We start from the raw sequence: 26,755 nt of genomic DNA, 5'->3' as shown, positions 1-26,755 counted from the left end.
CCTTCATCCGGGCTCTTCCGGTACCTACGCCGCTAGCCCCACCGCTCCCGGTGGATGCTCCACGAGGGGGCACCGCCGTCGGAGTATCATGCCGCCAGGAGGTGGCGATGGACGCGGGCCGAGCGACGGGCACGACCGAGGCGCTCCTCGGCGAGGCGCTCGATCTGAACCTGGGCATGGAGGCGCTCGCAGGGGAGGGGGTGCGCTCGCTGGCGGGCGCGAACGTGCTGAAGCGCGGGATCGCCGGCAAGATGGTGCGCGACGCGACCGGTCTCACCCTCGAGGGGCTGTACGAGGAGGCGCGCGCGGCGACGGCGCTGCTGCGGCGCCTCCGCGACGGGGAGGCGGATCTCGCGCAGGCGCACGCGCGACTCCGAGGGTATGCGTCGCTGCTTCGCCGGGTCGCGCGCTTCACCAAGAGCCTCGAGCCGCAGGCGCGGGAGAAGATGAAGGACCCCGCGGCTCGCGAGCGGACGCTCGGGATCGCGCGGACACACCTGGCCGAGGCCGACCGCCTCGTCGCGATCCTCGAGACGCTCGCCGCCGAGGAGTGATGCGCGTGGACCCCGAGGATCGCGAGCGGGAGCGTCCGCGCAGCGACCGGCGCGAGGCCGGCGAGCACGTCGAGCACGCCGAGCACCCCGAGGAGGACGGGGACGACCTCCTCCCCGAGCACCCCTTCTTCAGCGGTGCGAGCACCCGGCTCGGACGGCTGTCGGTCGCGCTCTCCGCCGTCCTGCTGGGGCTGCTGCTGCTGATGAACCTCTTCTTCTACATCGGCGTCATGGGCCGCGACGCGCAGCGCTGGCTGGTCTGGGCGCTCTGGGGCCCGGTGGCGCTGCTGGGCGCGGCCACCTTCCTCGCGGGCATTGCGGCGCTATGGCGCGGCGAGGAGCGCTCCAGGCTCGTCTACCTGGCGTCCTCGGTGGGCGCCACGCTGGCCGTCCTCGGCGCGGTGCAGCTCGTCGGCTGAAGCGTGCCCGCCTTCGCCCCTACGCCGCCGTCCAGCCGGCGTCGGCCGGGATTATCGCGCCGTTGATGTAGCGGCTCTCGTCCGAGGCCAGGTACAGCGCCAGATGGGCGATGTCCACCGCCTTCAGCGTCGCGGGGATCGCCGCGTACCAGGTGTTGTAGCGCGCGGAGCCCTTCGGGCACATCTTCGACGCGTCCACGCTCTGCATGATGTTGGTCTCGACCGCGCCGGCCGCGATGGCGTTGCAGCGCACGTTATCGGGCCCGTAGACGAACGCGGTGTTCCGGGTCAGTCCGATGACGCCGTGCTTCGAGACGGTGTACGCCGCTCCGGCCGCGCCGCCTCCCAGTCCGGCCACCGATGCGGTGTTGATGATGGACCCCCCGCCGTGGCCCACCATGACGGGGACGGCCTTGCGCGAGAGGTACATCGGACCGTTGAGGTTGACGCCGATGACCCTCTCCCAGATGTCGTCGGTGAGCTCGCCCACGCCCTGGTTGACGTCCATGACTCCGGCGTTGTTGCACAGCACGTCGAGACGCCCGTAGACCTCCACCGTCTTGTCGATGAGCCCCTCGGCCTCGTCCTTGACCGCGACGTTGCCCTGCACGCCGACGATCTCCCCCCCGGCTGCCGAGACCTCTGCGACGACCTCGTCGAGCGTTTCGGCGTTCCACTCGCCCACGACCAGCCTCGCGCCCTCCTTGGCGAACAGGTTCGCCATGGCGCGCCCCATGCCCGAGCCTGCGCCGGTGATGACAGCGACCTTACCCTCGAGTCTCATCCGAGTCTCCTCTCCTGTCGGGAAACGCCTCTTCCTCTTGGAAGGAACAGGCCGCTCCCAGTATACGCCGAGGACCGGCCGGGCCTCCCGCCCCCGCGGCGCCCCGGGTGTGGACGCCGCCGGCTGCGTGAGGCACGCTTCCGTCATGGCTCCCGGCTTCCCCGAAGTCGCTCTCCGCGAGACCTGCCGCGCCGTGAGCACCGACGCGCGGCGCGGTCTGCCCGCGTGCGTGCCGCTGTGGCCCTGGCATCGGGAGCGCCTCGCCGAGGGCGGGTGCTCCGAGGAGGCGCTGGCGACCGTCGAGCGGCGCGCGCTGGAGGCCCTCGCCACGCGGGCCCGGCCCGCGCCGGGACGTCTTCGGCTCTCGATCCTCGTGACGCCGGCCGGCGAGGTGGACGCGCGGCTCTCCGACCGGCTCTCCTCCCTCGACGTTCCCGGCGGGCCCCGGATCGCGCTCGTGCGCGTCGAGGCCCCGCCGCCGCTGCCGCGGGCCGCGGCCAAGCCGGCGGAGCGCGCGTACTGGGACGACGCGATGCGCCGCGCCCGCCCGGCGCAGCAGGCGGTGCTCGTGGGGCCGGACGGCGACGTGCTCGACGGCGGGACCGCCACGGTGTGGGCTCTCGCCGGCGGGCGGCTCGTCACGCCCCCGGCTCCGCCCGCGGTGGCCGGCGTCGCGCGCCGCTTCCTGCTCGAGAACGCGTCGCGGCTCGGCGTGCCGGTGGTGGTGGAGCCGCTTCTCTCCTCGGCGCTGCGATCCGCCGAGGAGGTCTTCCTGACCAACGCTCTCGGCGGAGCGGTGCCCGCGCGCGGGCGCGGCGGCGAGGTCGCCTCGCGGGCGGCGGCGCTCTTCGGCGAGGTGTGGGCATAGAGCGGTCCCGGCTGGGCAGCCGGCGCACGTCCGGGTATCGTGGTGATGCTCCGGGACCATGAGACGGAGGGATGGCGTGAGGACGAGCCCGCTGCGATACCTCACCCCGGCCGTGCCGCGCCGGTGGCTGTTCGCCGCCGCCGGGGTCGCGTGGGCCGGCGTCGGGGTGGCGCTGGGGGCTCGGGCCGTCGGCTGGCTCGGAGGGGCGCCCCTGTGGCCCACCCTGGCGGCCGGCGCGGGTGCCATGGGGGTCGGGGCGCTCATGTACCGGTACGTCTTCCGCGGTCTCGCCGCCCGCAACGGCGAGCGCATCTCACGTGCCGAGGACCGGGCGTGCGTCTTCGGCTTCCAGTCCTGGCGGGGCTGGGCGACGATGGCCTTCATGATCGCGCTCGGCGTCGGCCTGCGGGCCTCGGGGCTGCCGCGTCCGTGGCTCGGCGCGCTCTACGCCGGCATCGGCATGGGCCTCGCCCTGTCGAGCCTGAGCTACGCCGGACGCTTCGCCGCCTCCTCCGACGAGTAGCGGCGCGCGCGGCACCGGCCGGGCGCTACCACTCCACGACGTCGGTGCGGTCGCGCCGCAGGCGCGCCCGGTACCACTCCTCGCGCCCCACGCTGCACCTGTCGTGCACCACGACGTTCTCGAAGACCGCGGTGGCGTCGGGTCCTCCGAGGTAGCGCCAGCGCCCCGCCTCGACGTCCCACACCACGACGGCGATCGGCCCCGGCGCCCCCGCCGGCTCGTCGAACACGACCCGGCGCGGATCGAACTCCCCGTAGCGGTTCCTGACGAGCCGGGGCAACCGCGCATGCCGCCTGTCCGAGCACACCGTCCCGGTGAAGACCTCGCGGTACGCGCGCGGCGAGAACTCCTCGGCCTGCGGCGAGGCCTTCTCGAACTCCCCCACGAGCCGCGAGAACGACGACGGCCCACCGACATCGCCGACGAGCGAGCGCAGCGACTCGAGCCGGGCGACGATGGCGTCGTCCTCCTTCGGCAGGGTCATCGGGAGGCGGAGCGCGCTGCCGCGCACGCTGAACCACCCCTCGTAGCGCCAGTCGTGCCGAGGAGGGCGTCCCGCCGCCCGCCCCGCCTCGAAGCGCGCGAGCCGGAACTCCGCGCCGGCGAAGCGGTCGCGCAGGACGATGCCGACGTAGCGCTCGATCTCGCCGCTGCGGTCCAGTAACGGCCGAGGGGCGTCGGGCGAGGAGCGGTCCCACACGACGAGGGCCGCGGCGGAGAGCACGGCGAACACGGAGACGGCCCCGACCGCGAACAGGGCCCGCGCGCGGTCGAAGCCGCGCGGGGAGCGCACCTCCGCCGGGTAGTGCCCCCTCATGTCGATGTCACCTGCGAGCGGTGCACCACCGCGTCAGCCCTTCTGCCGACTTACCGGAGCGGCCTGCGCATCGCGCCGACCGGACGTCTCGAGACCGGTGTCGCCGAGGCGACGCGCTCGACCCGCGGGGCGGCACCGAAGAGGTACCGGCCGGCCTCGAGCGCCCGCCCGCGGACGACCTCTTCCACCGAGGAGGGGACCTCCGGGAACAGGTGCAGCAGGCAGGGCGGCGGCTCCGCGGGGCGGGCGAAGGGCCACCCGCGCGGCGGTGGCACGACGCTGCCGGACCCGCCCTTCGAGCTGGGCAGGGACTGGACGTCCACCTGGTGGATCTCCTCGGCGAGATCGGCGACGCGCGCGAGTGCCGTCAGACAGCGGGCCGTGGCGAAGGGGGAGGGCTCGCGCTTCTGCCCGAACGAGAACGCCTCGAAGCCGCGGTAGGTGCGGCGGGGGGTGACGCGCCCGTCCTCGGCGAAGTTGTACGCGATGAGGCAGGCGGCGAGCTCGGCGACGGAGCGCCGGTCCTCCTCGCGGACGGCCTCGCCGCGCCACAGCTCGGGGAAGCGTCCCACCGTCTCGAGCACCCACAGCACGCCGTACCACATGTCGGGCCACTTGACGGACTTGAACTGGTAGCCGTGACCGAAGGAGTACGGGCGCTCCCCGGCGCGGCGTCGCCAGACGGCCAGCGGCGTCCGCGCGGCGTCGGCCAGCCAGCTCGGCCTGTCCGGCGGCGGCACCTGCGAGAGGGCGCGCAGGGCCTCCAGGGTGACCTGCGGGCAGGCGTCGGCCTTGCGGCCCGGTCCCCGGAAGAGGGTGTGCTTCTCGGGTATGCAGCGCCATCCCCGTCCCTGCGGCGTCTCGGCCGCGTCGTCGCCGATGCGCGCCAGCGCCCGCGCCACGCGCTCGTCGCCCCCGCGCCCGAAGCGCAGCAGCACGTCGGTGATCGCGTTCGTGTCGCAGGACAGCGTGCCCCACGCCGGCTCCGGCCGCCCGGGGTACCGGCCCCAGGTCAGGAAGCGCCCCTCGCGGTCCTGGTGGGCGAGCATCGCGTCGAGAAGCGCGTCGACGCGCTCGTCGTCGCCTCCGCGCACCCCCATGTCGGCGAGCAGGTTCAGCCGGTTCGGCAGGAAGGCCGCGCTGTGATGCCCCGGAACGTCGCCCTCGCCCCACGCCGGCAGCTCCTCGAGGAGCGTCTTCACGCGTGCATCGGCGAGCACCTCGAGCCGGGCGCGCACCACCCGCACGTCCGCCTCGGGCAGCCCGAGGACGCCCGTGAGCGCCGCCCAGGCGGCGTAGGGCTCGAGCGATGCGAGGATCCAGGGCACCGGGTCGGCGCCCAGGAGCGTGCGGGCCCACTCGCGGTTCATGCATCACTGCCGTGTCGGGGGGGACGTCTCGCTACAGGATACGATGCGGAGGGCCGGCGTGCGGACGAGGCGGGTGGAGGCCGGCCGGCCCTCAGCAGCAGTCGCCGCCCCCGCGGGGCCCCTCGCCGCAGCGGGCCTGGGCGGCCTCTCCCGACTCGCCCGGGTCGCATCCGCACGTCGGCGGGCCGCCGAAGACCCAGGAGCGGATGATCGCGCCGGCGCATCCGACGCCGGGCTTGAGCGAGATCGCTCCGGCGGAGCAGTTGAGAGCGCAGGCGCCGCACTCCATGCAGCCGTCGAGGTCGGAGATGCGCACCTTCCTGTCCTCGGCGACGGCGAAGACACCCTGCGGGCAGACCTCCATGCACTCGCGGCACCCGGTGCAGAGTTCGCGGTCGAGCCGCAGGCTGGCGACACCGTCGATGTAGCGGATCTCGCGCATGTCTTCCTTCCTGTCCGACGGCCCCTACCCGGTCCACGCCGAAGCCGTCCACAGCGCCACCGCGACGGCCGCGGCGGCCGCCGTCAGCGGCAGCGAGCGGCGAAGCTCGCGCTCCACGCCGGAGGGCGAGGTGTACGGGGTCGAGCCCGTGAAGTCCACCGCCAGCAACGACGATACCGCCGAGGCGCCCAGCAGTGCCGCGGCCACTTGCAGCGCCGAGCCGCCGAGAACGAGCGCCGCGGCGAAGCCGGCGCCGGCGCCGGCCTGCGCGCCCTTCACCGACAGCGCCCGGCCGGGGATCGTCGGCAGCAGCGCGGGAACGGCGACCGCGCCGGCGAGCACCGCCGCGAGGTAGACGGCGACGGCGCCCAGGCCCCGGGTCGCCAGCGCGTCGAGGGAGACCCCCCACGGACCGGCCGCGGAGAGCGCGGCGAGAGCGGCGGGGATCGCGAGGCGCCAGCCCGACAAGGCCGCGACGAGCTCGACCGGCGCAAGCGCGAGCCGCTCGCGCAGCGTGAAGGTGACGCGCCGCATGTCGGGCGTGGCGACCATGCCGGCGGCGAGGAAGGCGCGCAGCTCGCGGGAGCGCACGGGTCCCCACACCACCCGGTACCCGGCCAGGTCGCGGACCTGCCGCGACGACACGCCCGTCGCGCCCAGCTGCGGCAGCACGAGCGTGGCATGCTCCACGTGGCGCGACAGCCCGGTCTCGGCCACGCGCCGCACGAGCTCGCGTGTCCCGAACGTCCCCTTGCCGGCGGCGCACCACACGTTGACGCCGCGCGTGTCGAGCACGAGCAGCCAGGCGTCCAGCCCCGCGAGGTCGCGTCTCACCAGGTCGAACGTCATCTTGTAGTTCGCCGTCACGATCACCGGCGAGGACGGGCCCGCGTCCCCCGCGCGGTACAGTCCGGGGGCCGCGCGGTAGCCCATCCTTCCGATGCCCCAGCGCACCTTCCACATCCCGATGACGTCACTCGTCCGCAGGCTGGTCGAGACGCGCGGCACCGTGGAGGGCTCATCGGGAGGGGGGCGATGCGCTCGCGTCGAGGGGGTCATGGCCCGGATGATACCGCGTTGCCGTTTGCGGGGGACCCCGGCGGGTATCGAGAAGCGTCGGCGCGCGACGACCCCGGCGGCGAGGAGGAGGTACGAGGCTATGGACGTCATGCTGGTGCTCGCTCATCCGAACGAGCGGAGCCTGAACCATGCGCTCGCGGAGGCCGTCCGCGACGCGCTGACCGCCGACGGCCACAGGGTCTGGTTCCACGACCTCTACGCCGAGGGCTTCGATCCGGTGCTGCCCTCGGCTGAGCTCGAGAGCGGCTGCGAGCTCGAGGGCGCCATGCGGCAGCACTGCGAGCAGCTCGCCAACGCCGACGGGCTCGTCGTGGTGCACCCGAACTGGTGGGGGCAGCCGCCGGCGATGATGAAGGGCTGGGTCGACCGCACCTTCCGCCCGGGGATCGCCTACCGCTTCGAGCAACGCGCGCCGGGCGTCCGGGTGCCGGTGGGCATACTGAAGGCGGAGCGCGCGTTGGTGATGAACACCTCCGACACGCCGCAGTCGCGCGAGTGGGGCGGCCTCGGGGATCCGCTGGAGGCCCTGTGGCGCAACACGATGCTGGGGATGTGCGGCGTCCCGAACGTCCACCACCTGCTGTTCGCGCCCGTGACGACGAGCACCGCCGAGCAGCAGGAGGCGTGGCTCGACGAGGCCCGCACGATCGCGCTCGACCTGTTCGCCGTCGTCACGAGGCCGAGCTGAGGAAGGTGGCTCCCGCGATGGGGATGTACGGGCTCACGGACGAGATCGCCCGCGAAGAGGCCGAGCGGATGCTGGACTCGTACTCCAAGACGCTCTCGGACCTCGGGTACAAGCCGGAGCCGTACCCGGACCTCGAGGGCAAGGTGGGAGGCAACATCTTCGCCGCCGGCAAGTTCGAGGCGCTCAACCACGCGTACTGGATGTGCGGCGAGACGAAGAACTTCCTCCGGCAGGGCCGCGAGGCCAAGGCGCTGCGCTGGCTCGGCTTCATCCAGGGGCTGCTCTTCCTCGGCGGGGTGTTCAGCATCGCCGAGCTCAAAGGGCACAACCGCGGCCGGATCTAGCCGGCGCTGCCGCCGGGTCCCGCGGGCGGCGCCGCCCGCGCGCCCCTCGGGCGCCGCCGAGCGGCGCGCCTACTGCACGCGGATGAGCGAGTCGACCGGCGCGTGCCGGTCGGTCAGCACCGGCACGTCCCCCAGCGGCAGCGGCTTGTCGTAGAGGTCCTCCGCGAAGTCCTCGAAGCCCCGCACCGTCACGCGCCCGCCCACGCGGTCCGCTACGCGGCCGCGCAGCACGCGCTCGGGGATGTCGCTGTCGGTGGCGAGCAGCACGATGTTGCGGATCGCCTCGGGGTCGCGCCTCCGCGCGAGCTGCAGCGGGAAGACCCACTCGTGGCGCCAGACCTCCCCGGCGGTGCGGTAGATGCTGCGGAACAGCTCGCTGCGGCGTCCCTCGATCGCCCCGATCACGTTGTAGGCCACCACGCCGTCGGGGGCGAGCACGGCGTCGATCTCCCGGAAGAACTCGGCGGTGGTGAGGTGGAACGGCAGCGAGTCGGCGTAGTAGGCGTCGACGACCACGATGTCGTAGGCCCCCTCGGCGGTCGCCACGAAACGCCGGGCGTCGGAGACGTGCACGCCGAGGCGCTCGTCCTCGGGAAGCCCGAAGTAGCGGCGCGCCACCTCCACCACGACCGGGTCGATCTCCACGGCGTCGATCGTCACCTCGGGGTAGTCGCGCAGCATGCGCTTGGCGAGCACGCCTCCTCCCAGGCCGAGGACGAGCACGCGCCGCGCGTCGGGCTTGGCGGCCAGCGCGAGGTGCAGGTAGTCGGGGTAGAGGATGTCGGAGGTGTAGCCGTCGGTGAGGTCCACCGCGCTCTGGCGGGAGTCGTCGAAGCGCAGCGAACGGACGCCGTCGAGGTCGGTGACGGCGATGCGGTGGTATTGCGAGTCGGTGCGGAACACGATGCGCTCGCCTCCCGCCATGGTCGCCGGCGGAGTGCTCACGTCCACGAGCATCCCTACCCCGACGAGCGCGCCCGCAACGCCGAGAACGCCGGCGGACGCCCTGAAGAGCCGCCCGGCGGGGCGGCGGACGCCCACGGGCAGCGCCTCGGCGGCCTCCGGCGCGAGCGAGCACGTCCCGCCGAGGACGAGCAGGAGCAGACCCGTGCTCACGATCAGGCGGTCGACCTGCAGCACGGGGATGAGCCAGAAGGCCGTCGCCAGCGTCCCGAGGATGCTGCCGGCGGTCGACAGCGCGTACAGGGCGCCCGCGGTGCTGCCGATCCGCTCGATCCCGCTGTGCGCCGCGATGCGCACGGCGATGGGCGAGACGGTGGCGAGCAGCAGCGCCGGCGCGAAGAACACCGCCGCGGCGGCGGTGAGCGGACCGAGCCGGGGACCGAGCCCGTCGGCCACCGGCAGCACGGCGGCGGCCAGGGGCGGGATCGGGACGGTCAGCGCGCCGGCGCCCAGCACGAGCAGCCCCAGCGTCCGGAGGCTCCCGTACCGGTCGGCTATCCTCCCGCCGAGCCAGTATCCGGCGGAGAGCGCCACCATGACGGCGGTGATGAGGCTCCCCCACACGAAGATCGAGTTGCCCATCACCGGCGCCAGCACGCGCGTGCCGACGATCTCCAGCGACATCAGCGACGCCCCGCACAGCAGCACGACCACGTTGAGCAGCACGGCAGGACTCCCATCGCTTGCGGCCGCGTGCGCTCCCGGCCGAGCGCCGCGCACGGAGATGGTACCGCACGCGGATGGGGCGCGGGTGCTACGGGTATAGGCTCAAGCGTCCCCGGAGGGCGCCGAGGAGGTGCTGCCGCATGATCCGCACGGAGAAGACGATCCTCATCGACCGGCCCATCGAGGACGTGTTCGACTACCTCGCGGACTTCAAGAACGACATGCAGTGGCGCAGCGAGCTGGCCGAGATCCGCCAGACGACCGGCTTCGCCCGCGGGCAGGGGGCGCGCTACGAGCAGCGCCTCACGTGGGGCGACCGCGAGGCCGACGCCGATTTCGAGGTCGTCGAGTACGAGCCCAACCGCCACATCGGCTTCCGGGGGTCCTCGGGCAGCCTCTCGGCACGGGGCGACTACGAGTTGGACGCCGAGGACGGGCGCACGCGCCTTCGCGTGGTCGGCGAGCTGGAGCTCTCCGGGGTGCTGGAGGCTGCCGAGGAGATGATCGGCGATGCCGTGCAGCGGGCCGGCGAGGAGGACCTGCGGCACCTGAAGGACATCCTTGAGAGCCGATGAGGGCGGACGCGGGGAGCGGAGGCTGTCGTGTGGCGTGACGAAGTGGTGGAGGTCGTCGGCGGGCTGAAGCACCTGGCTTGGGGGCCGTCGCACTGCAGGCGCGTGTACTCGATGTCTGCGGAGATCGTGGGGCGGGAGGGCCTGGAGGCCGACGACGACGTGCTCTTCGCGGTCTCGTGGCTTCACGACATCGGCACGTTCCCCGATCACGTGGTGGAGGGCGAGTCGCCCGCCGAGTGCTCCGCTCGCGCGGCCGAGGGGGTACTTCGCGGAACCGACTTCCCGGCCGGGAAGATCCAGGCGGTCACCGACATCATCCGCTCGCACGACTTCGAGCGCCCTCCGCTGCCGCGCACCGAGGCCCGCGTCTTCCACGACGCCGACATGCTCGACTTCATGGGCGCGATCGGCATCACCCGGCTGCTCGCGATCGTCGGGCTCGAGGACTGGACCCCGGACACCCGCGCGGCGGTCGACCAGATGAGCAGCTTCGCCGACGAGCTGCCGGGGAAGCTCGTCCTCGGCGTCGCCCGGCACATCGCGCACCACCGCAAGGCGGAGATGCACGAGTTCCTCGACGAGCTGGGCGAGGAGACCGAGGAGCTCGCGTCGCTGTAGGGCCGCCCTTCGCGCCCGCGCCCGCACCCGCGCCCTTACCGGGCTGCCCCGGATGCCGTAGAATGTCGGGGTCCGGCTCCCCGCGCCGGGCGTTCCGCCCGCCTCGCGGCCCCTCTCCGTGCCCGGGCGACGGCTCGCGCGAACCCCTCAAGGAAGGACCCACCCTCGCGATGAAGCGGCCCCAAGACCTCCGTCCCGACGCGAGCGGCAAGGTGCGGGACCTGTACGACCTCGGCGGCGACAGGCTGCTGATGGTCGCCAGCGACCGCATCTCCGCGTTCGACGTCGTGCTTCCCGACCCCATCCCGCACAAGGGAGAGGTGCTCACGAAGCTCTCGCTGTTCTGGTTCGACAAGCTCCGCGGCATCGTCCCGAACCACCTGCTCTCCTCCGACGTCGGCGACCTGCCGCCGCAGTTCGGCGCGGAGCGCGACCGGCTGCGCGGGCGCTCGATGATCGTGCGCAGGGCCGACGTCTTCCCGGTCGAGTGCATCGTGCGGGGGTACCTGGCCGGCTCGGGCTGGAAGGAGTACCGCGAGGCGGGCACGGTGTGCGGCGAGGCGCTGCTGCCGGGCCTGAAGGAGGCCAGCCTGCTGCCCGAGCCGATCTTCACGCCCTCGACCAAGGCGGCCGACGGGCACGACGTCAACATCCCCGTCGAGGAGATGCTCGACCTCGTCGGCGAGGAGCACGGGAGCGCGATGACGGACGCCTCCGTCGCGCTGTACTCCGCGGCCCGCGAGCACGCCGCGAAGCGCGGGGTCGTCATCGCCGACACGAAGTTCGAGTTCGGGCTCGTCGACGGTGTCGTGACGCTCGTGGACGAGGTGCTCACGCCGGACTCCTCGCGCTTCTGGCCGGCCGAGGGCTACGAGCCGGGCAGGCCGCAGCCGAGTTTCGACAAGCAGTACGTCCGCGACTGGCTCGAGGCCTCCGGATGGGACAAGGAGCCGCCGGCTCCTGCCCTGCCCGCCGAGGTCGTCGCACGCACCGGTGAGAAGTACGTGCAGGCCTACGAGCTGATCACCGGCCGCACCTTCGTGCCCGAGGGGGGGTCGTAGTGGCGCGCCGCAGCCCCGCCAACCCGCGCTACCAGAGACACACCGGGCCGTCGGGCAAGACGCGCCGCAGCGCGTCCTCGGCGAAGGTGAAGCGCGCCGGCGAAGCGCGGGCCGCGAAGCGCACCCGCTTCGGGCTGCCTCCGGCCACGCCCGAGATGAAGCGCTGGCGGAGGATCTGGTGGGCGCTCATCGGCGTCGCGCTGGCGTTCGCCGCCACGATGCTCATCCCCGGCGTCCGCGAGAACCGCGTGCTGGCCACCACCGCCCTGGCGCTCGAGTTCGCCGCGCTGGGGACCGCGATCTACATCGACTGGAAGAGGATCCGGCCGCTCCGTATGGAGCAGATGGAGCGCGCCAAGCAGGAGCGCAAGGCTCGCGAGGGCAAGCGCTAGCACGCGCGGCGGCGCTCGACCGCTCCACCCTGCTTGCCGATGCATCTGGGGGAGGAAGGGGGCCAGGGATGCAGGCGTTGCGTCCGCTCCGGACGATCCGCGGTGAACAGGACGCGTGGTGGTCGGTGCCCGCGAGCGCGGTGTTGGCCGCCACGGGTCTCGGCTTCCCCATGGTGGTGGGGTTCCTCCTCGAGCATCAGTACGACGTGTGGCAGGAGCGCGACCGGGGACTGCCGGACTGGAGCTGCGCTCCCCAGTACATGATGGCGGGGATGCGTCTGCTGGCGGGCGCGGCGCTGATGTCCGGTCCGGCGATCGTGCTGGTCCGTCTCGCGGTGGGCGCGACCGGCGTCGAGCCGGCGTTCCTGCTGCAGGGTCTCTCGGGGCTGCTCGACCCGGGGTCGCTCGACCCGGACTACACGACGCTCGCGCTTCTGATCGCCGGGTTCGGCGCGCTCGCCGGAGGGCTCTACCTCGGGCCGGCCGTCTGCGCGTTCAACGCCCACGGCAGCATCCTGAAGCTCTTCGACGTCCGGGAGATCCTCCTCGGCATCTGGCGCGCGACCACGCCGTACCTGCTCGCCTACGCGCTCACCTCGCTCTCCGGCATCGCGCTCGTGCTGACGGCGCTCGGCATCACCACGGCCCTGTCCGCGCTGCCTTCGCCGCGGATCGCCGTCCAGCTCCTCGTGCTGCCCAACGCGGCGATACTCCTGGCGCTCGCGTCGTGCGACTGGTGGGGGCAGTACATGCGCGAGGTCTACGGCGTGAGCAGGCCCGCCGAGGACCACCCCGCCGGATGGCACCACCTGGAGCCGGCGTGCTCCCCGGAGCCCGCCCCCGGCGGCCACGAGCTGCTTGATGCTTGCGTCGAGGATGCCGCCGCCGACGCGCCCGGCGGCTCCGCCTGACGCGCGCCGGCGGCTCCCCCTGGGGGCCGCGGCCGGCGGCTCCGCCCGACGCCGCCCTCGCGCGCGCTTCCGCTTACCCCGCCGGGCGGGTATCGCTACAATGCGGACGTCCGGCAGGTGGAGGAAAGGACCGCCGCGCATGGCGCGATACGAGATCTTCGTGACGTACAAGAAGGGCATCTTCGACCCGCCCGGCGAGACCGCCCAGCGGGCCCTGCAGAACCTCGGCTACGACGAGGTGACCGGCGTGCGCATCGGCAAGTACATCCGCCTCGAGGTCGACGGCGGTCCCGGCGGGCTCGCCCGCGTCAGGGAGATGTGCGACAGGCTGCTCGCCAACCCCGTCATCGAGGACTACCGCATCGAGGCCGTCGGCGAGGCCGCCGAGGAGGGCGCCTCGTCCGGGGAGGAGGGCGTTTCGTGAGGTTCGGCGTCGTCGTCTTCCCCGGCTCGAACTGCGAGCAGGACGTCGTCCACTCCTGCCGCCACCTCGGACTCGAGGCCGACTACGTCTGGCACGGCGACACCGACCTCACCGGCTTCGACGCCGTCGTGCTGCCCGGGGGCTTCAGTTACGGCGACTACATCCGCACCGGCGCGGTCGCGCGGTTCTCGCCGGTGATGGCCGAGGTCGTCCGCTTCGCCGAGCGCGGCGGCCCGGTGATGGGCGTCTGCAACGGGTTCCAGATCCTCACCGAGGCGCACATGCTGCCCGGCGCGCTGATCCGCAACACCGGGCTGAAGTTCATCTGCCACGGCCAGCCGCTGGTGGTGCAGGACAGCGTGTGCGAGTGGCTCGACCTGCCGGCGGGAACGGTCGTGGACATCCCCGTCAACCACAACGAGGGCAACTACGTGTGTGACCCGCGGACGCTGGAGCGCCTGCGGGCCGAGCGCCGGGTCGTGCTGCGTTACTGCGGCCCCGAGGGCGTGGTGTCCGACGACAGCGCTCCCAACGGCGCCACATGGCAGATCGCCGGCATCTGCAACGAGCGAGGCAACGTCTTCGGGCTGATGCCGCACCCGGAGCGGCGCGTGGACCCGGCACAGGCGCCCGACACCGACGGGCAGGCGTTCTTCACCGCCATCGCGAGGCGGCTGGCGGAGGTGGCCGGGTGAGCGCGCCGGAGGCCACGGAGCGCCCCTGGGACGAGGTCGCGCCCGAGCTCGCCGAGGAACTGGGCCTGAAGCCCGCGGAATACGCGATGGTCGTCCACATCCTCGGCCGCGTCCCCACAGTGACCGAGCTGTACATGTACTCGCTCATGTGGAGCGAGCACTGCGGCTACAAGCACTCGCGAAAGGCGTTGCGCGCGCTGCCGACGGAGGGCCCCGGCGTGCTGCAGGGACCGGGCGAGAACGCCGGCGTCATCAGCGTGGGCGACGGCTGGGCGCTCGCGTTCAAGATGGAGTCCCACAACCACCCCAGCGCGATCGAGCCCTACCAGGGCGCCGCCACCGGGGTCGGCGGCATCATCCGCGACATCTTCACGATGGGCGCCCGCCCGATCGCCTCGCTCGACTCGCTGCGGTTCGGCTCGCTGGACGAGCCGCGCCAGCGATACCTGTTCGAGGGCGCGGTCGCCGGCATCGGCGGCTACGGTAACTGCATAGGCGTGCCCACCGTCGGCGGCGAGGTGTACTTCGAGGACGCCTACGGGGGCAACTGCCTCATCAACGCCATGTCGATCGGGCTGCTGCGCGAGGAGGACCTCACGCGCGCCGTCGCGGCGGGGCCGGGCAACCTGCTGCTGCTCATCGGCTCGACGACCGGCCGCGACGGCATCGGAGGGGCCTCGGTGCTCGCGAGCCAGGAGTTCGACGAGCGCGCCGAGGAGAAGCGCCCCAGCGTGCAGGTCGGCGACCCGTTCACCGAGAAGCTGCTGATCGAGGCGTGTCTGGAGCTGCTCCGGCGCAAGCTGCTCGTGGGGCTGGGAGACCTCGGCGCGGCCGGGCTCACCTCCTCGGCCAGCGAGATGGCGGATCGCGGGGGCGTAGGGCTGGACATCGAGGTCACCCGCGTGCCGCAGCGCGAGGAGGACATGAAGCCCTACGAGATCATGGTCTCCGAGTCGCAGGAGCGGATGCTCGCGGTGGTGACGCCGGAGGACCTGGACGCGGCGAAGGAGGTCTGCGAGCGCTGGGGCCTGCGCTCCACGGTCATCGGCGAGGTGACCGGAACGGGACGGTTCGTGGTGCGCGAGGAGGGCGAGGTGGTGGCGGACATGCCCGCCGCGTCCCTCGCCGGGGACGCGCCGGTCTACGACCCGGAGGCGGCGCGCCCCGCCTACCTGGACGAGGTCCAGGCGTTCGACCCGCTCGCGCTTCCGCACCCGGTCGGCCGCGCCGAGCTCGCCGGGACGCTGCTGGAGCTGCTCGCTTCGCCGAACGTGTGCTCTCGCCGGTGGATCTGGGAGCAGTACGACCACGAGGTCATGCTCAACACCCTCGTGCTGCCGGGCTCGGACGCGGCCGTGCTGCGCGTGGGCGAGCCCGGCCGGGGCGAGGTCACCCGGCGCGGGATAGCCGCCTCGACCGACTGCAACGGGCGCTACTGCTACCTCGACCCCTACGTCGGCGCCCAGATCGCCCTCGCCGAGGCGGCGCGCAACGTCAGCTGCTCCGGCGGCCGCCCCGCCGCCGTCACGGACTGCCTGAACTTCGGGTCGCCCGAGAAGCCCGAGGTGTTCTGGACGTTCCTCGAGTCGGTCCGAGGGCTGGCGGACGCGTGTCGCGCCTTCGGCGTGCCGGTGGTCTCCGGCAACGTCAGCTTCTACAACGAGAGCTTCGGCGAACCGATCCACCCGACGCCGACCGTGGGCATGGTCGGACTGCTCGACGACGTCGGCAAGCACACCACCATGGCGTTCAAGGACGCCGGCGACGTGGTCGTGCTGCTGGGCGAGACGCTGGCGGAGCTGGGGGGCAGCGAGTACCTCGAGGTCGCGCACCGCAAGGTGGCCGGGCGTCCTCCCGCGATCGACCTCGGCCTGGAGCGTGCCGTGCAGGAGACGGTGCGCGAGGCCATCGGCGCGGGCCTGGTCAAGAGCGCGCACGACTGCTCCGAGGGAGGCGTCGCGGTCGCGCTGGCCGAGTCCTGCATCGCCGGGGGGGTCGGCGCCGAGGTGCACCTGGACGACGGCCTGCCGCCGGCGGTGTCGCTGTTCTCCGAGACGCAGAGCCGCGTGGTGGTGACGTGTGCCGAAGCGGACGCCGAGGCGCTGCTCGAGCTCGCCCGCGGGCGCCGGGTGCCCCACTCGGTCCTCGGCGAGGTGGGCGGGGAGGCGCTCGTCATCGGCGAGAAGCTGGAGGCGGGCCTGGAAGAGCTCCGCGAGGCGTACGAGCCGACGCTCGCCCGTCGCGTGAGCGGCACGGTGTTGCAGAGCGAGGAGTTGCGGGAGGGGTGAGGTCGCACGAAGCTTCACCGCCACCGCCTCTCACCCGGCATTCCGCACACGTTCGCCGGTGACCCGCGGGGTCGCGGCAGGGACCGCCGAGGGGCCCGTTGAATCCCTCCTGCAAGGACCCCGATGCGGAACGGCGCGGGCATGACCGACGAGACCGATCGCAACGAGGCCCGGCGCATCGCCCTCTACGAGGCCGTGCAGAGGCGTCGGGTCGTGACGCACGCCCTGCGCTACGCCTGGCGCGACGGCACGCTGGAGGTGGAGACCGCGGCTCTCCTCCTGTTGGCCGCTCTGGTCGCCCTGGCGGTCGAGCGGATACCGGCGGCGGGATGGCTGCGCGACGCGGAGATCTGGGTGCTGGCGCTCGTGCTGCTCGGCCTCACCTCGCTGGTCGAGGTGCTCGCCGGCGGGTTCCGCAACCACATCAGCCAGGGCGTGGGAGGGCTGGTCGGAGGTCCGGCGGTCGAGCGCCGGCACGTGGCCTCGGGGGCGCTGTCCGCGTCGGTCTGCGTCGCGATAGCCGTCGCCTCGCTGCTGTGGTGGCGCGAGGCCGGGCCGGGGACCCCGCTGCCCCTCGGGTTGCTCGGCGGGGCACTCGGCGCCGCGGGCGCCGTCCTGGCGGCGGCTCGGGCGACGGAGCGGCTCGCGCTGGCGGGAGCCGCGGTCGCGCTCCTGGGCGGGGGCTGGGACCTCCTGCTCGTCGCGGGCCTCGCCGCCCCGGAGAGCGTGTTGCCCTACGGGCTCGCCACCATGAGCGTCGTTCCCCTGGTCTCGGGGCTCCTCGGCTTCCATCAGTACCGCCGCGACGTGGACCTGAACCACGACGGCTACGTGCGTGAGGCATCGGCGCTGCTGGCCGAGGGCCGCACGGCGCAGAGGGCGGTGGCGGCCGAGACGCTGGGCCGCCTGGGAGGCCTGGAGGTCGTCGAGCCGCTGCTCGCCGCGCTCGCGGACCCCGAGGAGGACGTGCGGCTCTCGGCGGCCTTCGCGCTCGCCGAGATGCGGGACCTCGTCCCCGCGCGCCTGCTGGGGCGGCGGCTCGACCTGCGGGGGTTCGAGCCGGGCGAGCGCGTGCCCGACAGCGACGCCCGGGAGGTCGAGCACCTCGCCACGCTGGAGTGGCAGGACATGGTCGCCGCCACCTATCGCACCGCGTCGCGATCGCGTCCCGAGCTGCTGGACGGACTCATGGCCGCGACGGAGCCGGGACAGCCCGGTCCCGTCCGCCGCACCGCGGCGCTCGTGCTCGGCGAGACTCGCGAGCCGCGGGCCGTGGCCCACCTCGTGGACGCGCTGACGCGGCGTCCCCAGGAGATGCGGGGCGAGATCCGCTCCGCCCTGGCGTGGACGGGGCGCGCGGGCGCCGAGGCTCTCGCCGCGATGGCCGGAGACTCCGACGAGGTCGTGCGCCGCGAGGCGGCCGAGGCCCTCCTGCGACTCGTGGCCTTCTCGCGCGTGATCTACCACTCCCGTCTCGAGCAGCGCGCGCTCGACGACGTCGCGCAGGGTTCGGCGGAGGCGCAGGATCCCGCCGAGGAGTGGGCGCTCATCTCGGCGACCGCGAGGGCGGCGTTCGAAGCCGCCTCGTCCGATCCCGACCCCGCGGTCAGGAAGGCGGCGAGGGCCGCTCTGGAGCTCGTCGCCTAGCCCCTCGGCGGCGACGCGACCCTGCGGCCAACCGGGCCCGGTCCGCCCTCGGGTACATTCACGGTCATGGGGGCGGGGCCCGATATCGACGCCATGAAGCGCGCGGCCGCGGAAGCGGCGCTGCGCTACGTCCGCGATCACGCTCTCATCGGCGTCGGGCACGGAAGCACGGCGGCCGCTTTCGTCGAGGCCCTTGCCGCCTCGGGGCACGTGCTCAAGGCGGCCGTCGCGGCCTCCGAGGCGACCGCGCGGCTGCTGCGCGAGCACGGCGTGGCGGTCGTGCCCCTCGCCGAGGTGCGTGAGCTGCCCGTGTACGTGGACGGCTGCGACGAGGCCGACCGGTGCCTTCGCCTCCTGAAGGGGGTGGGCGGCGCGCACACCCGCGAGAAGCTCACCGCCATGCGCGCCGCGCTCTTCGTGTGCGCGGCCGACGAGACGAAGCTCGTCGAGCGTCTCGGACGCGGGCCGGTGGCGGTGGAGGTCACCCCGCACGCGCTGGACGCCGTCGCCGAGGCCCTGCGCGACCTCGGCGGCGACTCCTTCGTCCGCCCGGGCTTCCTGACCGACGACGGCAATCCCGTCCTCGACGTCACGGGACTGGACGTCGGCGCCGACCCCGCGGCGTTGGAGCGCGAGATCGACGCCATCCCGGGCGTGGTGGATTGCGGCATCTTCGCGCTGCGCCGCGCGGACGTGCTTCTCCTCGGCACCTCGGAGGGCGTTCGCACGCTCCGATACCGCCGCTAGCGGCGCCGGAGGACCTGCCGGCCGGCCCCGCGGGCGGTTTTCCGCGCCCTCCCGCGTGGGAAGTAACCACCCGGACACGCGGGCCGCGCGCCGCGCGCCCGCGCAAGGGACACCGACGGCCGAGGGCCGAGAGGAGGCGCCGGAGATGGCGGAGGACATGGAGCGCGGAGCGAACCCCGAGGAGGGTCCGCGCCGCGAGGAGGCGGGGATGGAGGGCGGCGACGGTCACGGCGAGAAGAGCCGGCTCGCGGCCGGCGCCGTGACCGCCGAGCACGTCAACGTCAACGGCCTGGTGGGTTACACGCACTCGGAGCAGGACGCCACCGTGAAGGGTGCGAGCGGCGCGGTGGTCGCCGGGCACGACGCCAAGGTCAGCGGCGCCGCCGCGGCCTTCGTGGCCGGGGGCGGGATGACCGTGACCGGAGGCGGCGGGCCGGTACTGGTCTCGGGCGGGGCGCTCGACCTGAGCAAGGGCGCCGGCGCGTTGCTCGTCTCGCGTAAGGCGACCGTCCGGGACAACGGGTTCGTCGGCATAGCCCTGACGCGCAAGCTCAAGGTCAAGGACGGCGGGCGCGTGATGATCACCGCGCTCCCGGCCGTGCTCATGGGCGTGGCGTTCGGCGCCGCGTTCGCGCTCGTGGCGGAGCTCGTGCGCGGGATGACGACGCCGAGGAGGCCCTGGCAGAGGAGCCCGCTGGAGAAGGCGACGCACGACATCGAGCGGCGCGCCCGCAAGCTGGTGAGGCGCGGAGAGCGCCTGGCGGACGAGGGCGCGCGGATGGCCCGCCGGCGAGCGCGCGAGGCGCGGTCCTCGGCACGGAAGGGCGTGCGAGAGGTCCGGTCCTCGGCGCGGAAGGGCGTGCGCGAGGCGCGGTCCTCGGCACGGGAGCTCGCGCACCGCTGAGGCGGTCCTGCGCCCCCTCCGCCGCCGCGCGTCCCAGGACGCGCGCCACGAGAGCCCGGACGCGCGGTGAGCGGGGACACGAGCCGGTCGCGCTACTCCATGGCGAGCACGGGCTCCGGCCCGTAGGTGGCCGCCTCGCCCTCGGTCTCCCACTTGCCGCAGCGGCCGCCCCAGCGCGCCAGCACCTCTCCGTGCGCCTTGACCTGCACGATCTCGCAGTTGTTCGCGCAGCCCTTGCAGTGGAAGCTCGACGTCGAGTACTCGATGGCCGAGGCCTCGAAGCCCTTGAACGACGTGGTGGCCGGCATCCCGCGGCGCTCCAGCCCGCGGGCGTGCTCCTCGGCGAGCAGGGCGGATCCCACGGCGCCCATCACGTCGTGGAACTCCGGCACGGCGACCTCGCACCCCAGCGCCTCGCCGAAGGCCCGGATCATGCCCCGGTTGGCCGCCACCCCGCCCTGGAACACGACCGGGGGCTCCACGTTCTTGCCCTTGGCCAGGTTGTTGAGGTAGTTGCGCACGAGCGACTCGCACAGCCCGAAGACGATGTCCTCGGTGCGGTAGCCGACCTGCTGCTTGTGGATCATGTCGCTCTCGGCGAACACGCCGCAGCGCCCCGCGATGCGCGCCCCGCGCTCGCTCCGCAGCGCGTAGTCGCCGAACTCCTCGATGGGGATGCCGAGGCGTGTGGCCTGGTGGTCGAGGAAGCTGCCCGTGCCCGCCGCGCAGACCGTGTTCATCGCGAAGTCCGTCACCACGCCTTCCCGCAGCAGGATGAGCTTGCTGTCCTGGCCGCCGATCTCGAGCACGGTGCGCGCCTCGGGGACGACGTGCAGCGCCGCCACGGCGTGCGCGGTGATCTCGTTCTTGACCACGTCCGCGCCGGCGACCACGCCGGTGAGCTTGCGCGCCGAGCCCGTCGCTCCCACGCCGAGGACGTCGGGCTCCTCGCCGTCTCCGAGCGCCTCGAGCAGCTCCTCCAGGCCGCGCTGGACGGCGCGGATAGGGTCGCCCTGCGTGCGCCGGTAGACCTTGCCGAGGACCTGCAGGTCCTCGCTCAGCAGCACCAGGTTGGTGGAGACGCTCCCGACGTCGATGCCGAGGTACCCTCGCACTCGCTCCTCCTTCATCGCGCGGCCCCCGCCGCGCGTCGGCCGTGTGCGGTCGGCGGCTCGAGGACCGCCTCGTCGCTCCCGCGGCCGACCCCGGCCGCCGCTCGGGCCCGCCGGCTTCGCAGCAGGTCGACGAAGGCCTCCAGACGCGTGTGCACGCCGGCCTCGCCGGACTGCTCGTCTATGACCAGCGTGAGCACCGGGATGTCCTCGCGGGCCGACACGTTGGGCAGGATCGACTTGGCGATCGTGTCCGGCATGCAGGTGAACGGCATGACCTGGACGATCCCGTCGAACCCGTCGCGCTTGGCCAGCACCGTGCGCCCGATGGTGACGCGCCCCTCGCCGCCGACCGTGTGCTCCAGGTACGGCGCCGCCGCTGCCGCTATCTCCTCGGGGGTGCGCCCGTCGAGGTGCTTCTTCTTGCCGGGACCGATCCAGTCCGTCAGGCACGTGCCGCGCTCCACCAGCACGTCTCGCGACCCGAGGAACCGCTCCAGCTCCAGGTTCGCGAACGGCTCCAGCACCATGTAGAACTCGCCGAGGAGCGAGACGCGCAGCACGTCGGCGTCCTCGCGCACCGGCACCGCCTCCACCAGCGCGACCGCCTCGGCCTCGGCGGCATCGATCTCCGCCGGCGTCACCGCGGCCCGCAGCAGCTCGAGCCCGCGCAGCCGAGCGCGGTCCGTCGCGCGATGCTCGGCCTCCCTGCAGCGCACGCGCAGCACGGCCGCCTCGAGCCGGTCGATGGCCAGCGCCTTGCGGTACGTGGTGCGGTACGCCTCCAGCATCGCGCGCCATCCGCACCCCGGCGCGAGCTTGCGCAGTGTGCGGAGGAAGGATATCCAGCCGTAGGCGGGCGGCTCGAGGATCACCGGCTCGAACTCGTACCCCAGGCGCTGCAGCACGCGGCGCTGCAGGTCGGCGTAGTAGCCGAAACGGCACGGCCCCACCCCGCCGAGCATCAGCGTGGCGTCGGCTCCCGCCTCCAGGCCCTCCATCAGGTTCCCGAGGGTGACCTTCAGCGGCAGGCAGGCCGCCTCCGGGGCGTAGCGCGCTCCCAGCTCGACGGTGCGGCGCGTCGTGGGCGGAGCCGGGAAGTAGTCCACCCCCGTGCGCGCGAACAGGTCCTCGAGCAGCATGTCGATGGTCCCCATGTGCGGGGTCGTCACCTTCACCGCCGCACCCCCGCGCTCACGCGCCCGCCTCGGACAGCACGGGCCGCCCGTGCCGGCGCCCCAGCATGTCGACGAACGCCTCGATCCGCGTGACGAAGCCGGCCTCGGCGCCGTGCTCGTCCATCACCAGCGACAGCAGCGGGACGGCTCCGCGCTTCCCCTGGGCGGCGGCGTCCTCGATGAGCACCTCGACGAAGCTGTCGGGGCCGCACGCGAAGGACAGCATGTAGATGACGCCGTCCACCAGCCCCCGGTCGACCCAGTGCTGCACCGCGCCCACCAGGCGCTCCTCACAGCTCCAGAACAGCGGCTTCGGCAGGCTGCCCGCCGCGTGGCGCAGCCTGGAGCGGGACAGCATGTCGGGCGTCAGCACCTCGATGCCGCGCTCGGCGAGGCGCCTCAGCACCTGGTTGCTGGTGTGCGTGTCGTAGATGTTGTACGGGTGCCCGGCCACCCCTACACGCAGCGGGCGCCCCCCGGCGAGGTCCTCGCGGCCTTCCGGCAGCCGCAGCAGCTTCCCGGTGCGCATCTCGTGCTCGTGGCGCCGGTAGGCCGCGACACCGCGCGCCAGCCCCACCACGCTCTGCTTCGGCGTGGCACCGAGCTTCTCGCCGGTCGCGACGGCCTCACGCACCAGCGCGCGCCATCCGCGCCGCAGGTCGATCAGCGGCGCGACGACGACCGACGTCAGTCCGTGAGCCCTGCTCATGTCCGGCAGGCCGAGCAGCTTGGGGCAGGTGAAGGTCCTGCGCCGCATGCTGACCACACGCGGCACGAATATGACGTCCACCTCGCCGTCCAGCTCGACGACATGCCCGAAGAACGTCTTGACCGGCAGGCACAACTCGTTCTCCCCGACCTCCACCCCCCGCCGCAGGGTCTGCTCCGTGGTGGCTCCCGACCGCACGACCTCGCAGCCGCACGACTGAAGGAACGCCTTCCACGCAGGGTAGTGGTCGTAGTAGAGAAGCGCCTGCGGGATCCCTACCCGCACCGCCATCCGTCTTCCCTCGATGTCCGGCGCCGCTCGCGCGGCGCTCCCTCCATAGCGACGCACAGTATACCTACCCGGGCCGTGTCCGTGTGTGTCGGAGCCGTGAAGACCGGGGTCCGGCATGGTATCCTGTATCGTCCGCCGGCCCCCCGACCTCCGGCGGCTAGCGAGGACATCGACTCCATGCTGCACCACCAGGACTGGGTCCTCAGCGACAGCCCAGAGCACCCCGAAGAGGCGTGCGGGGTCTTCGGCGTGTACGCGCCCGGCGAGGACGTCGGGCGGCTCGCGTACTTCGGCCTGCACGCCCTGCAGCACCGCGGCCAGGAGTCCGCCGGCATAGCCGTGGCGGACGGCCACACGCTCACGGTCACCAAGAACCTCGGGCTGGTCGCACAGGCGTTCAAGGAGCACGACCTGGACAGCCTGCAGGGCCACATCGCCGTCGGGCACACCCGCTACTCGACCACGGGCGCCTCCACGATCTGGGAGAACTCGCAGCCGATGCTCTCCTCCATCGGGCCCAACACCATCGCGCTCGCGCACAACGGCAACCTCGTGAACACCCTGGCGCTGCGGGACGAGCTCTCCGGCAACGGCCTCTCGTTCCGCTCGACGACGGACTCGGAGGTGCTGGCGCGTCTCGTCGACCACTACACGCAGGAGCAGGACTCGATCCGAGGGGGCATCCGGGAGACGATGGGGGTCATCCGCGGGGCCTACTCGGTCGTCCTGATGACCGAGGAGGCGCTGTACGCGTTCCGCGACCCCAACGGCATCCGGCCGCTGGTGCTGGGCCGCCTGGGCGAGAGCGGATGGGTGGTCTCCAGCGAGACGTGCGGCCTGGACATCGTCGGCGCCCGGCCCGAGCGCGAGGTGCGCCCGGGCGAGATGATCAAGATCGGTCCCGAGGGCTTCTACTCCGAGCAGGCCGTGCCCGCGGGGAGGCCGAGCCTGTGCATCTTCGAGTTCGTGTACTTCGCGCGCCCCGACAGCGTGCTCTACGACTGCAACCTCTACGAAGCGCGGCGCCGCATGGGCGCGGCGATGGCGCGCGGCGACGAGGTCGAGGCGGACCTCGTGATCGGCGTGCCGGACTCCGGCGTCCCGGGCGCGGTGGGCTTCGCGCAGGCCAGCGGCATCCCGTTCGGCGAGGGCCTGGCGAAGAACCGCTACATCGGACGGACGTTCATCTCCCCGAGCCAGACGCTGCGCCAGCAGGGCATCCGGCTCAAGCTCAACCCGCTCCGGCACGCCATCGAGGGCAAGCGCCTCGTGGTGGTGGACGACTCGATCGTACGCGGCAACACGACCAAGAAGCTCGTGGCGCTGCTTCGCGAGGCGGGCGCGGCCGAGGTGCACATGCGCATCACGTCGCCCCCGGTCAGGTGGCCGTGCTTCTACGGCATCGACACCGACACGCAGGAACAGCTCATCGCCGCGACCAAGTCGGTGGAGGAGGTGCGCGCCTTCATCGGCGCCGACTCGCTGGCGTACCTCTCGATCGAGGATATGGTCGCCTCGATCCGCAAGCCCGCCGAGGAGTTCTGCCTCGCGTGCTTCGACGGCGACTACCCGGTGGCGGTCCCCGAGGCCACCAAGCGAGGCAAGTTGCGGCTGGAGGCCGCCACCGAGGGCCACCCGGCGGGCTGCTGAGAGCGGATGCCCGCCCTCGCCGAGGCCCTCGCCGCGGGAGTCGCCCTCGCCCTGCGCTACAACCCCCTGCTGTCGTTCATCGGGCCGCCCGTGGCCGCCGCCCTGGCCGTGCGCAGCCCCCGGCGGCACTCCTTCCTCGGCGTGCCGGGCCTGGCGCTGATGGCCGCGTGGGTCATCGGGGACGGCGTGCGCGTGGCCGGGCAGGCGCGCGCCCTCGGTGAGGGCGGCGGCTCGGTCGCCGGCGCTCTGGCCGTGGCCGTCTGGGCGCTCGGAGGCTTCGCGGCGGGCTATGCGCTGCCCGCGTGGGCGGGGGCGTTCGTGGGGCGGCGCGTGACCCACGGGACGGGATGGCTCTCTGCCGTGAGCATCTCGCTCGTGGCCGCCGGGGCGGTCGCCGCCGTGGCCGGCCGGCTGGCCGGGTAGCGCGCGTGGTAGCCTTTCGTCGTCGGCACACCGGTCACGGAAGCGATCCCCGAATGCCCCGGAACCCCGTCTCGGCTCCCGCCCGGACCCTCCTGGCCGTCCTGGTCGCCGCCTCGCTCGCGCTCCCCGCGGCGGCGGCCGGTGAGCCCCCCGGGCCGCGTCCGACCGCGGACGCCGGCGGCGCGGCGGCGCGCGAGATCCCCCCGCTTCCCGGCCCGCCGCCCTCAGCCGTGCCGGCCGAGGACGACCCGGCACGCATAGCGGTCAAGCCCGCGAGCGGCGTAGGAGACAAGGCACTGTCGGCCGAGGTCGCCCGTCTTGGCGGCCGCGTCGGCAGGACGCTGCCGCGGATCGGCTGGACCGCGGTCGAGGTCCCGCCGGGGCGCGCTCGGGAGGTCGCCGCCGGGCTGAAGGCGAGAGGCGTCGTGTCAGAGGCGGCTCCCGACAGGCGGGTCCACCTGGCGCACGTCCCCGACGACCCGCTCTTCCCGGAGCAGTGGTCGCTGCGCAACACGGGCCAGCGGGACGGGACCGCCGGCGCCGACATCGGCGCTCCGGAGGCCTGGGACATCCACACCGGCTCCTCGGACGTCGTCGTGGCCGTGTGCGACACCGGCGTCGACCTCACGCACCCGGACCTCGCCGCGAACGCGTGGACGAACCCGGGCGAGATACCGGGCAACGGGATCGACGACGACGGGAACGGCCTCATCGATGACGTCAACGGGTGGGACTGGTACAACGGCGACGAGACCGTGTACGACCCCTCCGACGGCGACTCGCACGGGACGCACGTCGCCGGGACGATCGGGGCGGTCGGGGGCAACGGGATCGGCGTGGCCGGCGTCAGCCACGAGGTGAGCATGATGGCGCTGAAGTTCATCGGCCCCCACGGCGGGAGCCTCATCGACGCGGCCGAGGCCGTCTTGTACGCGACAGACCACGGGGCGCGGGTCATCAACCACTCGTGGGCTTCCCTCGGCGCCGAACCGTACTTCGACGACGCGCTCGCCTACTCCGCCGCCCGCGGCGTCCTCAACGTGGCCGCGGCGGGCAACCGGGCCGTGAGCCTCGAGGGTGTCGACTTCTTCCCGGCCTCCTCCGAGGCGACGAACGTCATCGCGGTCGCGTCGAGCACCCGGTACGACACGCTGTCGTACTTCTCGAACTGGGGGTCGACGAAGGTGCACCTCGCCGCGCCGGGCAGCGAGATCACCTCCACCGTCCCCGGTTCCTACGGCAGCAAGAGCGGCACCTCCATGGCGGCGCCCCACGTGACCGGCGCCGCCGCGCTGGCCATGGCCGCGAGACCGGGGGCGAGCGCCGCCGAGGTGCGATCGCGGCTGCTCGACACGGTCGACCGGTCGGCCTGGCTGTGGGGATGGGTGGCGAGCGACGGGCGGCTCGACGCGGCCGCGGCACTGGCCGAGGAGTTCGCCGCCGCGCCCAGCGGGGTCGTCACCGTGACCCCCCAGGCCTTCGAGGCCGGCCGGGTCGGCGAGGTCGTCTGGGGCCCGGCGCCGTGGACGGCGGCGGGGACGGCCTACGAGATCCAGGCCGGCGTACGCTCGCTCGCGCTCGACGAAGGGTTCGAGACCGGTCTGGACGGGTG

At 73.2% G+C, this 26,755-nt stretch carries 29 protein-coding genes; 20 read left to right on the top strand and 9 right to left on the bottom strand.

All coding sequences use genetic code 11. The features are described 5' to 3' along the window. The first annotated feature begins 107 nt into the window (after positions 1-107). Together IBX62_07940 and IBX62_07935 are read left to right on the top strand one after the other, a co-directional pair. Positions 108-554, top strand: a complete 447-nt coding sequence (locus IBX62_07940; protein MBE0477010.1) for a hypothetical protein — start codon at positions 108-110, stop codon at positions 552-554. A 5-nt stretch (positions 555-559) separates the two neighbouring features. After that, entirely contained in the window at positions 560-973 is a 414-nt protein-coding gene (locus IBX62_07935; protein ID MBE0477009.1) for a hypothetical protein, read from the top strand. A 19-nt stretch (positions 974-992) separates the two neighbouring features. Here the strand turns inward: IBX62_07935 and IBX62_07930 are convergent, their stop codons facing one another. Then, positions 993-1,757, bottom strand: coding sequence for an SDR family oxidoreductase (locus IBX62_07930; protein MBE0477008.1), 765 nt, complete (start codon positions 1,755-1,757; stop codon positions 993-995). 193 nt (positions 1,758-1,950) lie between these two features. Here IBX62_07930 and IBX62_07925 point away from each other — a divergent pair, with 193 nt between their 5' ends. Next, on the top strand, positions 1,951-2,625 hold the full coding sequence (locus IBX62_07925; GenBank protein MBE0477007.1) for an aminotransferase class IV: 675 nt from the start codon (positions 1,951-1,953) through the stop codon (positions 2,623-2,625). 76 nt (positions 2,626-2,701) lie between these two features. Next, positions 2,702-3,148, top strand: coding sequence for a hypothetical protein (locus IBX62_07920; GenBank protein ID MBE0477006.1), 447 nt, complete (start codon positions 2,702-2,704; stop codon positions 3,146-3,148). Positions 3,149-3,173: 25 nt separating this feature from the next. Here IBX62_07920 and IBX62_07915 read toward each other — a convergent pair whose 3' ends face one another. The 4 genes from IBX62_07915 to IBX62_07900 all read right to left on the bottom strand — a co-directional run bounded on the left by IBX62_07915 (position 3,174) and on the right by IBX62_07900 (position 6,785). Beyond that, on the bottom strand, positions 3,174-3,965 hold the full coding sequence (locus IBX62_07915) for a hypothetical protein (protein MBE0477005.1): 792 nt from the start codon (positions 3,963-3,965) through the stop codon (positions 3,174-3,176). 50 nt (positions 3,966-4,015) lie between these two features. Then, positions 4,016-5,335, bottom strand: a complete 1,320-nt coding sequence (locus IBX62_07910) for a hypothetical protein (GenBank protein MBE0477004.1) — start codon at positions 5,333-5,335, stop codon at positions 4,016-4,018. Positions 5,336-5,426: 91 nt separating this feature from the next. Further along, the gene (locus tag IBX62_07905; protein MBE0477003.1) at positions 5,427-5,777 is read right to left on the bottom strand and encodes a 4Fe-4S binding protein; all 351 of its coding nucleotides are present in this window, start codon (positions 5,775-5,777) and stop codon (positions 5,427-5,429) included. Between the two features lie 24 nt (positions 5,778-5,801). Then, positions 5,802-6,785: a hypothetical protein gene (locus IBX62_07900; GenBank protein MBE0477002.1), complete on the bottom strand. Its 984-nt coding sequence runs from the start codon at positions 6,783-6,785 to the stop codon at positions 5,802-5,804. Between the two features lie 151 nt (positions 6,786-6,936). Here IBX62_07900 and IBX62_07895 point away from each other — a divergent pair, with 151 nt between their 5' ends. Both IBX62_07895 and IBX62_07890 read left to right on the top strand, forming a co-directional pair. Then, entirely contained in the window at positions 6,937-7,545 is a 609-nt protein-coding gene (locus IBX62_07895) for an NAD(P)H-dependent oxidoreductase (GenBank protein MBE0477001.1), read from the top strand. 17 nt (positions 7,546-7,562) lie between these two features. Further along, a complete protein-coding gene (locus tag IBX62_07890; GenBank protein ID MBE0477000.1) occupies positions 7,563-7,889 on the top strand; it encodes a hypothetical protein in 327 nt (108 codons plus the stop codon). 69 nt (positions 7,890-7,958) lie between these two features. On the opposite strand, the gene IBX62_07885 is transcribed toward IBX62_07890, so the two are convergent. Next, the gene (locus tag IBX62_07885; protein MBE0476999.1) at positions 7,959-9,518 is read right to left on the bottom strand and encodes a fused MFS/spermidine synthase; all 1,560 of its coding nucleotides are present in this window, start codon (positions 9,516-9,518) and stop codon (positions 7,959-7,961) included. A 140-nt stretch (positions 9,519-9,658) separates the two neighbouring features. Between IBX62_07885 and IBX62_07880 the strand changes: the two genes are divergently transcribed. The 11 genes from IBX62_07880 (at position 9,659) to IBX62_07830 (ending at position 19,780) form a co-directional block, all read left to right on the top strand. Continuing rightward, positions 9,659-10,093, top strand: coding sequence for an SRPBCC family protein (locus IBX62_07880; GenBank protein MBE0476998.1), 435 nt, complete (start codon positions 9,659-9,661; stop codon positions 10,091-10,093). 27 nt (positions 10,094-10,120) lie between these two features. Beyond that, positions 10,121-10,711: an HD domain-containing protein gene (locus IBX62_07875; protein ID MBE0476997.1), complete on the top strand. Its 591-nt coding sequence runs from the start codon at positions 10,121-10,123 to the stop codon at positions 10,709-10,711. 170 nt (positions 10,712-10,881) lie between these two features. Then, positions 10,882-11,772 (top strand): phosphoribosylaminoimidazolesuccinocarboxamide synthase, encoded by an 891-nt coding sequence (locus tag IBX62_07870; protein MBE0476996.1) that lies wholly within the window; start codon positions 10,882-10,884, stop codon positions 11,770-11,772. Continuing rightward, on the top strand, positions 11,772-12,164 hold the full coding sequence (locus IBX62_07865) for a hypothetical protein (GenBank protein MBE0476995.1): 393 nt from the start codon (positions 11,772-11,774) through the stop codon (positions 12,162-12,164). The genes IBX62_07870 and IBX62_07865 overlap by 1 nt, the downstream gene beginning before the upstream one ends. Positions 12,165-12,232: 68 nt before the next feature. Continuing rightward, positions 12,233-13,075: a DUF4013 domain-containing protein gene (locus IBX62_07860; GenBank protein MBE0476994.1), complete on the top strand. Its 843-nt coding sequence runs from the start codon at positions 12,233-12,235 to the stop codon at positions 13,073-13,075. A gap of 139 nt (positions 13,076-13,214) precedes the next feature. Further along, positions 13,215-13,499 (top strand): phosphoribosylformylglycinamidine synthase subunit PurS, encoded by a 285-nt coding sequence (purS, locus tag IBX62_07855; protein ID MBE0476993.1) that lies wholly within the window; start codon positions 13,215-13,217, stop codon positions 13,497-13,499. Next, positions 13,496-14,194 carry a phosphoribosylformylglycinamidine synthase subunit PurQ gene (gene purQ, locus IBX62_07850; GenBank protein ID MBE0476992.1) on the top strand — a complete coding sequence of 233 codons (699 nt, stop codon included), beginning with the start codon at positions 13,496-13,498 and terminating at the stop codon, positions 14,192-14,194. Before purS ends, purQ begins: the two co-directional genes overlap by 4 nt. A gap of 86 nt (positions 14,195-14,280) precedes the next feature. Continuing rightward, a complete protein-coding gene (purL, locus tag IBX62_07845; protein ID MBE0476991.1) occupies positions 14,281-16,482 on the top strand; it encodes a phosphoribosylformylglycinamidine synthase subunit PurL in 2,202 nt (733 codons plus the stop codon). A 123-nt stretch (positions 16,483-16,605) separates the two neighbouring features. Further along, complete coding sequence (locus tag IBX62_07840; protein ID MBE0476990.1) at positions 16,606-18,129, top strand: HEAT repeat domain-containing protein; 1,524 nt, start codon at positions 16,606-16,608, stop codon at positions 18,127-18,129. Positions 18,130-18,195: 66 nt separating this feature from the next. Then, on the top strand, positions 18,196-18,876 hold the full coding sequence (rpiA, locus tag IBX62_07835) for a ribose-5-phosphate isomerase RpiA (GenBank protein ID MBE0476989.1): 681 nt from the start codon (positions 18,196-18,198) through the stop codon (positions 18,874-18,876). A gap of 145 nt (positions 18,877-19,021) precedes the next feature. Further along, positions 19,022-19,780, top strand: a complete 759-nt coding sequence (locus tag IBX62_07830; GenBank protein MBE0476988.1) for a hypothetical protein — start codon at positions 19,022-19,024, stop codon at positions 19,778-19,780. Positions 19,781-19,872: 92 nt separating this feature from the next. On the opposite strand, the gene IBX62_07825 is transcribed toward IBX62_07830, so the two are convergent. From IBX62_07825 to IBX62_07815, 3 genes are read right to left on the bottom strand one after another with little or no spacing between them, the layout of a single operon-like run. Next, positions 19,873-20,895, bottom strand: a complete 1,023-nt coding sequence (locus tag IBX62_07825; protein MBE0476987.1) for a 2-hydroxyglutaryl-CoA dehydratase — start codon at positions 20,893-20,895, stop codon at positions 19,873-19,875. Between the two features lie 11 nt (positions 20,896-20,906). Continuing rightward, positions 20,907-22,070, bottom strand: coding sequence for a CoA protein activase (locus IBX62_07820; GenBank protein ID MBE0476986.1), 1,164 nt, complete (start codon positions 22,068-22,070; stop codon positions 20,907-20,909). A 16-nt stretch (positions 22,071-22,086) separates the two neighbouring features. After that, positions 22,087-23,070 carry a hypothetical protein gene (locus tag IBX62_07815; protein MBE0476985.1) on the bottom strand — a complete coding sequence of 328 codons (984 nt, stop codon included), beginning with the start codon at positions 23,068-23,070 and terminating at the stop codon, positions 22,087-22,089. 177 nt (positions 23,071-23,247) lie between these two features. Between IBX62_07815 and purF the strand changes: the two genes are divergently transcribed. The 3 genes from purF to IBX62_07800 form a co-directional block, all read left to right on the top strand. Next, the gene (gene purF / locus IBX62_07810) at positions 23,248-24,720 is read left to right on the top strand and encodes an amidophosphoribosyltransferase (GenBank protein MBE0476984.1); all 1,473 of its coding nucleotides are present in this window, start codon (positions 23,248-23,250) and stop codon (positions 24,718-24,720) included. A gap of 6 nt (positions 24,721-24,726) precedes the next feature. Further along, positions 24,727-25,143, top strand: a complete 417-nt coding sequence (locus tag IBX62_07805) for a hypothetical protein (GenBank protein MBE0476983.1) — start codon at positions 24,727-24,729, stop codon at positions 25,141-25,143. Between the two features lie 53 nt (positions 25,144-25,196). Continuing rightward, the coding region (locus IBX62_07800) for a S8 family serine peptidase (protein MBE0476982.1) at positions 25,197-26,755 on the top strand (1,559 nt) is incomplete at its 3' end.

The organism is Coriobacteriia bacterium, assembly GCA_014859305.1.
Taxonomy (GTDB): Bacteria; Actinomycetota; Coriobacteriia; order Anaerosomatales; family Kmv31; genus Kmv31.
The sequence above is the reverse complement of the archived record's forward strand: the minus strand, read 5'-3'. Positions and strand labels throughout refer to the sequence as shown.